The organism is uncultured Nocardioides sp. (assembly GCF_902805925.1).
GTDB lineage: Bacteria > Actinomycetota > Actinomycetes > Propionibacteriales > Nocardioidaceae > Nocardioides.
This window is the reverse complement of the sequence record NZ_CADCUP010000131.1, coordinates 19,897-30,987: the sequence shown is the minus strand read 5'-3', so window position 1 is coordinate 30,987 and position 11,091 is coordinate 19,897. Positions and strand designations below refer to the sequence as shown.

The 11,091-nt window shown below is 74.6% G+C and carries 12 protein-coding genes; 7 read left to right on the top strand and 5 right to left on the bottom strand.

Features of this window, described 5'->3' with window-relative positions:
• From QZX64_RS09580 to QZX64_RS09560, 5 genes are all read left to right on the top strand, one after another.
• Nucleotides 1-609 (top strand): phosphotransferase (locus tag QZX64_RS09580; protein ID WP_295658747.1); only part of this gene is annotated, 609 nt, incomplete at its 5' end.
• Nucleotides 606-878: a hypothetical protein gene (locus tag QZX64_RS09575; protein WP_295658745.1), complete on the top strand. Its 273-nt coding sequence runs from the start codon at nucleotides 606-608 to the stop codon at nucleotides 876-878. The genes QZX64_RS09580 and QZX64_RS09575, both read left to right, overlap by 4 nt.
• A 47-nt stretch (nucleotides 879-925) precedes the next feature.
• Nucleotides 926-1,837, top strand: a complete 912-nt coding sequence (gene mshB / locus QZX64_RS09570; RefSeq protein ID WP_295658742.1) for an N-acetyl-1-D-myo-inositol-2-amino-2-deoxy-alpha-D-glucopyranoside deacetylase — start codon at nucleotides 926-928, stop codon at nucleotides 1,835-1,837.
• The gene (locus QZX64_RS09565) at nucleotides 1,837-2,193 is read left to right on the top strand and encodes a hypothetical protein (RefSeq protein WP_295658740.1); all 357 of its coding nucleotides are present in this window, start codon (nucleotides 1,837-1,839) and stop codon (nucleotides 2,191-2,193) included. The genes mshB and QZX64_RS09565 overlap by 1 nt, the downstream gene beginning before the upstream one ends.
• 10 nt (nucleotides 2,194-2,203) lie before the next feature.
• Nucleotides 2,204-3,925 (top strand): VanW family protein, encoded by a 1,722-nt coding sequence (locus tag QZX64_RS09560; protein ID WP_295658737.1) that lies wholly within the window; start codon nucleotides 2,204-2,206, stop codon nucleotides 3,923-3,925.
• A gap of 57 nt (nucleotides 3,926-3,982) precedes the next feature.
• Here the strand turns inward: QZX64_RS09560 and aspS are convergent, their stop codons facing one another.
• Together aspS and QZX64_RS09550 are read right to left on the bottom strand one after the other, a co-directional pair.
• Nucleotides 3,983-5,263 carry an aspartate--tRNA(Asn) ligase gene (aspS, locus tag QZX64_RS09555; protein WP_295658734.1) on the bottom strand — a complete coding sequence of 427 codons (1,281 nt, stop codon included), beginning with the start codon at nucleotides 5,261-5,263 and terminating at the stop codon, nucleotides 3,983-3,985.
• Between the two features lie 252 nt (nucleotides 5,264-5,515).
• Nucleotides 5,516-6,505 carry an N-acetyltransferase gene (locus QZX64_RS09550; protein ID WP_295658731.1) on the bottom strand — a complete coding sequence of 330 codons (990 nt, stop codon included), beginning with the start codon at nucleotides 6,503-6,505 and terminating at the stop codon, nucleotides 5,516-5,518.
• A 53-nt stretch (nucleotides 6,506-6,558) separates the two neighbouring features.
• Here QZX64_RS09550 and fdxA point away from each other — a divergent pair, with 53 nt between their 5' ends.
• The gene (fdxA, locus tag QZX64_RS09545; protein WP_295658729.1) at nucleotides 6,559-6,885 is read left to right on the top strand and encodes a ferredoxin; all 327 of its coding nucleotides are present in this window, start codon (nucleotides 6,559-6,561) and stop codon (nucleotides 6,883-6,885) included.
• Nucleotides 6,882-7,976 (top strand): succinyldiaminopimelate transaminase, encoded by a 1,095-nt coding sequence (dapC, locus tag QZX64_RS09540; protein ID WP_295658727.1) that lies wholly within the window; start codon nucleotides 6,882-6,884, stop codon nucleotides 7,974-7,976. The genes fdxA and dapC overlap by 4 nt, the downstream gene beginning before the upstream one ends.
• A 108-nt stretch (nucleotides 7,977-8,084) precedes the next feature.
• On the opposite strand, the gene QZX64_RS09535 is transcribed toward dapC, so the two are convergent.
• From QZX64_RS09535 to dapD, 3 genes are all read right to left on the bottom strand, one after another.
• Nucleotides 8,085-9,029, bottom strand: a complete 945-nt coding sequence (locus QZX64_RS09535) for a calcium-binding protein (RefSeq protein WP_295658725.1) — start codon at nucleotides 9,027-9,029, stop codon at nucleotides 8,085-8,087.
• A 69-nt stretch (nucleotides 9,030-9,098) separates the two neighbouring features.
• A complete protein-coding gene (locus QZX64_RS09530) occupies nucleotides 9,099-10,025 on the bottom strand; it encodes a hypothetical protein (RefSeq protein ID WP_295658722.1) in 927 nt (308 codons plus the stop codon).
• Between the two features lie 43 nt (nucleotides 10,026-10,068).
• Nucleotides 10,069-11,031 (bottom strand): 2,3,4,5-tetrahydropyridine-2,6-dicarboxylate N-succinyltransferase, encoded by a 963-nt coding sequence (dapD, locus tag QZX64_RS09525; protein WP_295658719.1) that lies wholly within the window; start codon nucleotides 11,029-11,031, stop codon nucleotides 10,069-10,071.
• Nucleotides 11,032-11,091: the final 60 nt, after the last annotated feature.

The window sequence follows — 11,091 nt, the reverse complement described above, 5'->3', positions numbered from 1 at the left end:
CGGGTGCACGGCGTCGACGAGCGCGGTCGCGAGGTGCTCGACTTCCTGCCGGGCGAGGTCGTCGACGTCGACAGCGAGCTGCTCTCGCCCGCCCGGCTGCGCGACCTGGCCGCCTGGACGCGCGAGCTGCACGAGGCCGCGGTGGGCTTCCACCACCCCGGCCCGTGGCGGATGGTGCCGGTCGACGACAGCGACCACGTCGGCCACAACGACCTGGCGCCGTACAACGTCGCCTTCGACGGCGACCGGGTCGCCGGCGTCTTCGACTGGGACATGGCCGGCCCCACGACCCGGACCATGGAGCTGGCCCACCAGGCGTGGAACGCGGTCCCGCTCTTCCGGGAGGTCCCCGCCGACCTTGCGGCCGCCCGGCTCGTCGCGCTCGCCGAGGGATACGGCAGCCTCACCGCGCACGACGTGCTCGACGACGTCGTCCGCCGCGTGTCGGCCAGTGTCGAGGCAGTCCGCGCCATGATCGGGTCGGGGGACCCGGGCGGTGCCGGCCTCGCCGCCGTCGGGGAGCCCGAGAGGACCCTGCGCGCCCTCGCCGGCCTCCGCACCCGGATGCCGGCCCTCGAGGCGGCGATCGCGGAGATACTGGTCCCGTGAGAGGGATCTTCTTCGACGAGGACGACGCCCGGGCGGTCGTCGCCCGGCTCGCCGGCGACGGCTTCCGGGCCACCTCGGTCCGCGAGCGCCTCGCCGGTGAGGACGACGACGAGGACCACCCCTGGGCGGTGCTCACCGACGCGCCCGGGTTCGTGCTCGAGCTGCTCGTCGACGAGTACGACGGCTGGCTGGACGCCGACGACGAGGCCCCGTCGCCCGTGGTGCCCCTCGACCTGCCGGCCGCTCCTCGCCGGGTCAAGGACGCCTGAGCGGCGACCGGGCGGCCCCGGTCGGTGCCGCTCAGTACGCTCGCCCCATGAGCGACACCCCCGCGCAGCGGCTCCTGCTGGTCCACGCCCACCCCGACGACGAGTCGATCGGCACCGGCGCCACGATGGCGGCCTGCGTCGACCGCGGCGACGGCGTGACCCTGGTGACCTGCACCTCCGGTGAGCTGGGCGAGATCCTCGTCCCGGAGTGGACCCACATGGCCGCCGACCAGGACGACACCCTCGGCGAGCACCGCCGCGGCGAGCTCGACGCGGCGATGAAGGAGCTCGGCGTGACCGACCACCGGTTCCTCGGGGGCCCGGGGCGCTTCCGCGACTCCGGCATGAAGTGGCACGAGGCCGGCCATGCCGTCGCCGCGGACGAGACCCACGAGAACGCCTTCGCGAGGGCCGACCTGACCGAGGCGGCCGACCTCCTGGTCGAGGTCATCCGCGAGGTCCGCCCGCAGGTGCTGGTGACCTACGACCAGTTCGGCGGCTACGGCCACCCCGACCACATCCAGGCCCACCGCGTCGCGACGTACGCCGCCGGCCTGGCCGCGGTGCCCTCCTACCGCCGCGAGCTCGGCGAGCCGCACGACATCGCCAAGGTCTACTGGACCGCCATCAGCGAGAGCCGCATGCGTGAAAGCCTGCGCAGGCTGCGCGAGGACGGCGACACCGAGACGTTCAAGGGCATGGATCCCGACGGCGAACTCGGCCCCTTCGTGACGCCCGACGCGCTGCTCAGCGCGCGCGTCGACGGCTCCGCGTTCGTCGACCGCAAGATGTCGGCGCTGGCCGCCCACCGCTCCCAGGTGGAGCCCGACGGCTTCTTCTTCGCCGGAGCCGAGAGCGGTCACGCGTTCTGGGGGGAGGAGTTCTTCCGGCTCGCCAAGGGCACGCCCGGCCCCCTCGGCCACGACGGCCTCGAGACGGACCTGTTCGCAGGGCTCTGATGGTCCGCCTGCTGGCGGTCCCCTCGCTCCTCCTCGGATCCGCCACGGCGTACGCCGCGGTGCTCGTGCACACCCGCTGGTGGGGCCTGCTCCTCGGGCTGGCCGCCTGTGCCTGCACGCTCGTGGCGCTGCCGGGCCGCTGGTGGGGCCGGCTCGCCTTCGCGGCCGGCTGGGTCGCGGTGGTCGCCCTGGCCGCGCTGCCCCGCGCCGAGGGTGACTACCTGGTGGCCGCCGACACGGCCGGCTACTCGCTGCTCGTCGCCACGCTGGTGGTCGTCCTGGGCTCCCTGGTGACCCTCGGGGGTCGCCGCACCGGCTCCCTCCTCGATCAGGAGGATCGGCCGCAGCCGACCTAGACTCTCGCGCGTGTTCGAGACCACGACGTCCACCGTCAGGGAGAAGGCCGGGGCCCGGGTGGTGGTGCTGCTGCTCCTGGGGCTGGCCGTGCTGGCGGGGGGCGCGTACGCGCTGGCGCACGAGATGGCGGGCGACAAGGTCCCGCGCGGCACCACCGTGTCCGGCGTCGACATCGGCGGCCTGCCCCGCGAGCGCGCGGCCGCCGTCCTCGAGGAGGGTCTCACCGAGCGGGCCGCCGCGCCGATGGCCCTGACCATCGGCGACAACGAGCAGAGCGTCACCCCCGCCGAGGCCGGCCTCGGCGTCGACCTCGACGCCTCGGTGGCGCAGGCCGGCGGCGGCGACAGCTGGTCTCCCGCGCGGCTGTGGGACTACTACACCGGCGGCGACGACCTGGATGCGGAGGTCGTGGTCGACGACGCGGCGATGGCCACCCTCGCGACCCGGCTGACCGCGGCTGCCGGCTCCGCCCCCCGCGAGGGCGCGGTGCGGTTCCGGGGTGCGCAGGTGAGGACGCGCGAGGCCCGCCCCGGCGCCGGCATCGACACAGCCCAGCTGCGCGACGAGCTGGTCGAGGTCTACCTGAGCGACGCCACGGCCGAGCTCGACCTGGTCGAGGTGGAGCCCGAGATCGACGGCGCGGACGTGCAGCAGGCCCTGACGTCGTTCGCGAACCCCGCCGTCGCCGAGCCGGTGGAGCTCGCCTTCGACACCTCCACCGTGAGGCTCGCGCCGGCCGACTACACCCGCGCGCTCTCACTCGCGCCGCAGGGCGGCGCGCTGGTGCCACAGCTCGACGCCGCGCGGCTGGCCGAGGTCGTCAGCGGCCGCGTCGGCGAGGCGGGGGCACCGGTCGACGCCACGGTGGCGCTGGTCGACGGGCGCCCGAAGGTGGTCCCGGCCAAGCCCGGGGTCGGCTTCGACCAGGCCCAGATCGACGCCGCCTTCCTGGCCCTGGTGGCCGCCCCGCCGGGCGAGCGCAGGCTGCCGGTGACCGCGACGGTGGCGCAGCCGGAGTTCACGACCAAGGACGCCCGCGCGCTGGGCATCGAGGAGCGCGTCTCCTCCTTCACGACCTACTACCCCTACGCGGAGTACCGCAACATCAACATCGGCCGCGCCGCCGAGCTCGTCGACGGCACCGTGCTGAGGCCGGGCGAGACGTTCTCCCTCAACGACACCGTGGGCGAGCGGACCGCCGAGAACGGCTTCACCGAGGGCTTCGTCATCAGCAACGGCATCTTCAAGGAGGACCTGGGCGGCGGCGTCTCGCAGATGGCGACGACCACGTTCAACGCCATGTTCTTCGCCGGGCTCAAGGACATCGAGCACAAGCCGCACAGCTTCTACATCGACCGCTACCCCGTGGGCCGCGAGGCCACGGTCGCGTGGGGCGCGGTCGACCTGCGCTTCCAGAACGACACGCCGTACGGCGTCCTGATCAGCGCGAACGTCACGCCGGCGGGGCCGGGCGGCCAGGGCGTGGTGACGGTCAGCATGTGGTCCACCAAGACGTGGGACATCACCACCACGACCTCCGGGCGCTACAACCCGACGTCGCCGGCGACGCGCACGCTCAGCACCGCCGACTGCTACCCGAACACCGGCTACTCCGGCTTCGAGGTCGACGTCACCCGCTACTTCCGCAAGCCGGGGCAGAGCGAGCTCCACCGCGCCGAGACGTTCCACACCGTCTACACGCCCTCCGACACCGTCATCTGCCAGCCCTGACGCCGGCCGGGGGCGGCTGAGCACCGCCCCCGGCCGCGTGACCACCGGTGGCCGCGGCTAGGGCGCCAGCCGGTGCAGGTCGCGCGGGAAGAGCGTGACCTCGCGGATGTTGGCGGCCTCGACCAGCCGCGCGACCCAGCGCTCCAGGCCGATCGCGAAGCCGCCGTGCGGCGGGATCCCGCGCCGGAACGCCTCGACGTACGACGCGAACGGCTCGTAGGGATAGCCGCGCTGCTCCAGGGTCGTGACGTAGTCGGAGTACCGGTGCAGCCGCTGCGCCCCGCTCACCAGCTCCAGCCCGCGGAAGAGCAGGTCGAAGCTGCGCGACCAGTGCGGGTCGTCGGGGTCGGGGTGGCTGTAGAACGCCCGGCTCGCGGTCGGGTAGCCCTCGACGACCACGAAGTCGCTGCCGTGCTCGCGCAGACCCCACTCGCCCAGCGCGCGCTCGTGCGCCGGGTCGAGGTCGGGCTCGTCGGCCGGTGCGCCGGCGATCTCCAGCGCCTCGCGGAAGTGCAGCACGGGCAGCTCGGCCGGCACCTCCGGCACGGTGATGCCGAGCCGCTCGACCGCGGCCCCCGCGCGCTCGTGGATGCCCGCCACCATGCCGGCGACCGTGTCGCGCAGGCAGGCGATGACGTCGCGGTGGTCGCGGACGAAGCCGAGCTCGACGTCGAGCGAGACGTACTCCGCGAGGTGGCGCACCGTGTCGTGCGGCTCGGCCCGGAACACCGGCCCGACCTCGTAGACCCGCTCGAAGACGCCCACCAGCTGCTGCTTGAAGAACTGCGGGCTCTGCGCGAGGTACGCCGGCCGGCCGAAGTAGTCGACCTCGAAGACGTTCGCCCCGCTCTCGGTGGCCGACTCGACCAGCTTGGGGGAGTGCACCTCGGTGAAGCCGCCCGCGTCGAGGGCGGTGCGGAACCCGTGCAGCGAGGCAGCCGCCAGCTCCCACCTGGCCCGTTGCGCCGGGTGGCGCCACGTGGTGGCCGCGTGGTCCAGCAGGGTGGGCAGCCCGGTGTCGAGGGTGGGGCGCCACAGCTCCACGGCCGGGGTGTCGGCGGGCTCGCCGAGGGCGGTCACCCGGGCCTGGGTCACCTCGACGCCCCCGGGCGCCTGGGTGTTGGCGGTGGCCGTGCCGACCACCTCGACCGGTGTCTCCTCGGGCGGCACCTCGGTGCCGGCCGGCAGCACGACCTGGGCGAGCCCGGCCCGGTCGCGGACGACCAGGAAGGTGACCCGCGCGAGCTCGCGGCGGCGGTGGACCCAGCCCTGCAGCAGCACGGTCGTGCCGGGCTCGGCGGCGGGCAGGGCGGTGGTCAGGGTGCGGGGTGGTCTCATCGTTCCTCCATGGCGTGCTGCTCGGATCGGCTCCTCGCAGCCCGACCGGGGAGTCACGGCCCGCATGCAGGACGAGGGCCGCTCCGGTCTCGCGCGGAGCCTGGCCCTGGAGGTGTGGGCGGGGGCAAGGTCGCGGTGCCACCACACCTTCGCCGGAGGGGTCCGGCCTCTCGTCGGTACGCCGGACGCGCGGGCCGGCGCTCGCTGCCTCCAGCCGAGGGTCGTCACGCCTCACGCCGGCCGGGGGAGAGTCTAGGCCGGGTCCGTCGCCGCGCGCTCGCGGATATCGCGGAGGTAGCGGCTGGTGTGGTGCTCGGCGAAGCCGAGCCGCTCGTACAGCGCTTGCGCCCGCACGTTCTCGAGCTCGACGTGCAGCCAGGCCGTCGTCGCGCCCCGGGACGCGGCGCCGTCGAGCAGCTCGGCGAGCAGCGCCGTGCCCAGGCCGGCGCCGCGGTGCTCCTCGGCCACGTGCAGCGCGTGCAGGCCCACCCAGTCGCCGTCGAGCGCGGCGACGCCGCTGGCCACCACCTCGCCGTCCGGCGTGGTGAGCTCCACCGTCGTCCGGGGGCCGTCGTCCAGGTGCCGCGGAGCCGTCGGCGGCGGGGGCCGCTCCCGGGAGGATCCCGGCCCGGACAGCTCGGCGTCGCACGAGCGGACCGCCCGGGCCACCGACGCCACGAGGTACGCCGCGGCGCCCGTCTCCAGCGGCTCCCACCCGGCTGCCACCAGCGCGCGGTCGACGTCCGAGCCGACCTCCACCTGGGCGAGGGGAGGGCGGTTCCTGGCGGCGTAGAAGTCCCGGACCGCCGCGAGCGCCGCATCGAGCGGGAGGCCGGGGTCGCCCATCGCCAGCACCGAGTTGGCCCGGCGCCGCAGCCGGCCGCCGTACGGCGGGGCGCAGCGCAGCGCCCACGCGCCCAGCGGCTCGGCCTCCATCTCGCCGAAGAGCGAGGCGACGTGCAGCTCGGCGTCGCGGGCGCTGACCCGCAGCCGCACCGAGGGGCGGGGCGGCACCGGCTTGCCGCTGACGATGTCGGCCAGGGCGATGGTCACCGGCGGCCCGGTCTCGGGCTGGACGACGCAGGTCGCCTCGCCCCAGGCGGTGCACACGCCCAGCAGGTCGGTCATCGCGGGACCGCCCGAGGGCCCGCGCCGGCCGGGCAGGACCCGGCGCACGACGACGCGCCGGCCCACGACGTGCGGGCCCAGTCCACGCGGGCGGTGCGGGGGAGCGTCGGCCATGGCGGGATACTAGGCTGGCCGCAGCACAACGCCCCGCCCCACAGGAGGACCTGGTGACCTACGTCATCGCCCAGCCGTGCGTCGACCTCAAGGACCGCGCGTGCGTCGACGAGTGTCCTGTCGACTGCATCTACGAGGGCAAGCGGATGCTCTACATCCACCCCGACGAGTGCGTCGACTGCGGTGCCTGCGAGCCGGTGTGCCCGGTGGAGGCCATCTTCTACGAGGACGACACCCCGGAGGAGTGGAAGGACTACTACACCGCCAACGTCGCCTTCTTCGAGGACCTCGGCTCGCCGGGCGGCGCCGCGAAGATGGGCGAGATCGACAAGGACCACCCGATCGTCGCGGCCCTGCCGCCGCAGCCGCACGACGAGTGACCGTCTCGGGTCGGCTCCCTGACTTCCCCTGGGACCACCTGACGCAGTACGCCGACCGCGCCCGGTCGCACGTCGACGGCATCGTCGACCTCTCGGTCGGCACGCCGGTCGACCCGACACCGGTTCTCGTGCGGGACGCGCTCGCGGCCGCGGCCGACGCCCCGGGCTATCCGACGACCATCGGCACGCCGGCGGTGCGGCAGGCCGCGATCGACTGGCTGGCGCGGCGCGGCGTCACCGGGCTCGGGCTCGACGCCGTGCTCCCGGTGATCGGGTCCAAGGAGCTCATCGCCTCGATGGCGGTGCACCTCGGCATCGGCCCGGGCGACCTCGTCGTGCAGCCGGAGGTCGCCTACCCGACGTACGAGGTGGGGGCGGCGCTGGCCGGCGCCCGGGTGCTTGCGACCGACTCGCTCACCGCCGTCGGGCCCGAGGTGCCGCGGCTGCTCTGGCTCAACTCGCCGTCCAACCCCACCGGCCGGGTGCTGCCCCCCGACCACCTGCGCAAGGTGGTCGAGTGGTGCCGCGACCGGGGCACGCTGCTGGTCTCCGACGAGTGCTACCTGGAGTCGGTGTGGGAGGGCGAGGCCGTCAGCGTGCTGCACCCCGACATCTCGGGGGGCTCGCCCGACGGCGTCCTGGCCGTGCACTCGCTGTCCAAGCGCTCCAACCTCGCGGGCTACCGCTGCGCCTTCGTCGCGGGCGACCCCTCGGTGATCGCCGAGCTGCTGGCCGTGCGCAAGAACCTCGGCCTGATGGTCCCCGCCCCGCAGCAGGCGGCGATGGCGGCTGCGCTCGCCGACGACGAGCACGTCGCGGCCCAGCACGCGACGTACGCCGCCCGCCGGTCGCTGCTGCGCCCGGCCCTGGAGGCGGCCGGCTTCCGCATCGACCACTCCGAGGCCTCGCTCTACCTGTGGGCCACCCGCGGCGACGACTGCTGGCGGAGCGTCGACGAGCTGGCCGGCCTCGGGATCCTGGTGGCCCCCGGGTCCTTCTACGGCGCCGCCGGACGCCGGCACGTGCGGGTGGCGCTGACCGCCACCGACGAGCGCGTCGCGGCGGCGGTCTCCCGCCTCACCGCGGGGTAGCGCCGGGCCGGGGTAGTTAGGCGCGAAATGGCTGCCGCACGGGGCGATCGGCAGCCATTCCGCGGCTGACTACCCCGCCGTACGGCGCGCACACCCCGCCGTAGGACGTCAGCGGCAGGCCGCGGGACCCGCCTCGAAGCCGCCGCAGGCGCCGGGCTCGGGGCCGGCCTCGAGCTCGTCGGCGCCCGGGCCGCCCTCGAGGGTGTCCCTGCCGCCGACGGAGGTGACGCGGTCGTCGCCCTCGCCGGTCTCGATGGTGTCGTCGCCGGGCGTCGCGTCGCTGGGGGCGGCCTCCGGGTCGGCGTCGTCGTTGACGATGTCGTCGCCGGCCAGCGTGGTGATGGTGTCGTCGCCGCCGAAGCCGAAGATCACGTCGTCGCCGGCGCTGCCGATGATCGTGTCGTCGTGCTTGGTGCCGCGCACGATCCAGCGGCCCTCGACCAGGGTGTCCTCGCCGTCGCCGGTGGCGGTCAGGGCGCCCAGGTCGATGCTGACGCCCTGCTCGGCCGTCACGAAGCTCACCACGTCGGGGGCGTCGGTCGCCTCGGCGCCGTCGCCGGCGCCCTCGATGGTGTCGTCGCCGGCACCGCCGAGCAGGACGTCGGGCACCTCGAAGCCGCTGCGCACCAGGTTGGCGCCGCCGACGACCCGGTCGTCGCCGGCGTCACCGGAGATGGTGTCGCTGTCGTTGCCGCCGAAGAGCGTGTCGTCGCCCTCGCCGCCACGGATCAGGTCCTCGCCCTCGCCGCCGCAGATGACGTCGTCGCCCCCGCCCCCGTCGATGACGTCGCTGCCGCCGCCGCCGTCGATGACGTCGTCCCCGGCGGTGCCGATCAGGTCGAAGTCGTCGCTGTCGGTCCCGCTGATCGTGGGGCTGGCGCAGGCCTCCGCCGACGTGGCGGCCGAGGCCGCGTCCACCGTCGGGGTGGCGGACGGGCTCGCCGCGGAGGCGCTCGGGGTCGGCTCGGCGGCCTCGTCGGCCCCCTGCTCGCCGCAGGAGGCGAGCGCCCCCGCCATCACCAGCACGAGCGCGGCACAGGCAGTCCGGTTCATGGTCGGTCCCCTCCGGGTGTGGGCGTGTCCCTCGAGGATGTCATGTCCGGCATGCGAGCGAACCTGTCGTCAGGTCCCGCGCACGTCGACGTGGACGTGGTCGCGGTGCTCGAGGATCGCCCGGTCGCCCCGCGAGGAGGAGGGCACGTCGTAGTCGGTCCAGCCGTCGTCGGAGCGCGAGCCCGCGTGCCAGATGCGGTCGTCGAAGATCAGGGTGTCGATGCCCAGTCGCGAGGCCTGTGCCACGAGGTACGCCGCCATGGCCCAGCCGCGCTTGCGGTTCTCCGCGCTGACGGGGCGGAAGAACACGTCGATCGCCCGGCCCTCGTAGTGCGCGGAGCCCGCCATGTGGCCCGAGCTGACACCGCCCGGCTGGAAGCCGCCCAGCGACTGGTCGCCGAAGGCCGACACCAGGTCCTGGCGCACCCGCGCCGCCCGGCGGGTGAGCCCCTCGTCGTCGATGCGGTCCGAGGACGCCGCCTCGGGCTCGTCGACCTCGCAGCCGAACGCCCGCGGTGAGTTGCCGGTGAGCGCCGAGGCGAGCACCCGGGCGTCGGCCTCGTGGTCGGCGTAGGCCTCGGGGAATCCGGAGCGCTGCACCGCCTGGGCCGCCTCGGTGACGCGCATCGAGTCGTAGCCCTCGATGCCCACCAGGCCGTCGTAGAAGGCGTTGATGGAGTAGTAGGGGTCGAGGATCTGCTCGACGGAGCCCCAGCCCTGTGACGGTCGCTGCTGGAACAGCCCCACCGAGTCGCGGTCGCCGTGCTCGATGTTGAGCAGCTTGGACTCCTGGTAGGCCGTCGCGAGGGCGATGGTGGCCGCCCGGGCCGGCATGCCGCGACGGACCGAGACGGCGGTGATGAGCGCGGCGTTCTCGGCCTGCTCGATGCTGAGCTCCACGGTGCGGCCGTCGACGGTCGCGGTGCAGCCCTCCGTGCCGGGGATGAGCTCCACGCCGCGGTCGACGAGCAGGCCGACGCCGACCAGGACGAGCACGACGGCGAGCCCGGTGGCTGCCCAACGGGCCCCGCGGCCCATGTCAGGCGTTGGCGTGAAGCGCGGCGTTGAGGGCGATGCCCTCTCCCTCGCGCGGCACGGCCTCGATGGTGCCGGTCACCGAGTTGCGGCGGAACAGGACGTTGTCGACGCCGGAGAGCTCCAGCGCCTTGACGACCTTGGGCTTGTCGTCGAGGTCGCGGATCGTCACCTTGGTGCCGGCGGTGACGTAGAGCCCCGCCTCCACGACGCAGTCGTCACCGAGGGCGATGCCGATGCCGGCGTTGGCCCCGAGGAGGCACCGCTCGCCGATGGAGACGACCTGCTTCCCGCCGCCGGACAGGGTGCCCATGATCGAGGAGCCGCCGCCGATGTCGGAGCCGTCGCCGACCACCACGCCGGCCACGATCCGGCCCTCCACCATGGAGGTGCCCAGCGTGCCGGCGTTGAAGTTGACGAAGCCCTCGTGCATGACCGTGGTGCCCTCGGCCAGGTGGGCGCCGAGCCGCACCCGGTCGGCGTCGGCGATGCGCACGCCCGTGGGCACGACGTAGTCGGTCATCCGCGGGAACTTGTCGACGCCGAAGACCTGGACGGGCCCGTCGGCACGCAGCGCCAGCCGGACCTCCTCGAAGCCGTCCACGGGCGCCGGGCCCCGGCTGGTCCACACGACGTTGGCGAGCGCGCCGAAGATGCCGTCGAGGTTGAGCCCGTGCGGCCGCACGAGCCGGTGGGAGAGCAGGTGCAGGCGCAGGTAGGCGTCGCTGGCCCCGGCCGGTGCCTCGCCGAGGTCGATCTCGACCTTGACGACCTCCGTGCGCACCCGGCGCTCGGGGTGCTCGCCCGCCAGGCCGGCCAGCGCGTCGGGAGCCGCCGCGTCGCCGTCGGGAGCGCCGAGGGCCGGGGTGGGGTACCACGTGTCGAGCACGGTGCCCTCGGAGGCGCCGGAGGTCACCACCGTGGCGAGGCCGAAGCCCCAGGCGGAGGTCTGCGAGTCAGTCGTCACGGGGCACAGCGTACGGAGCAGCCCCCGGCCCTCCGCGGCGCCGGGCGCCGCCGGGGCGGT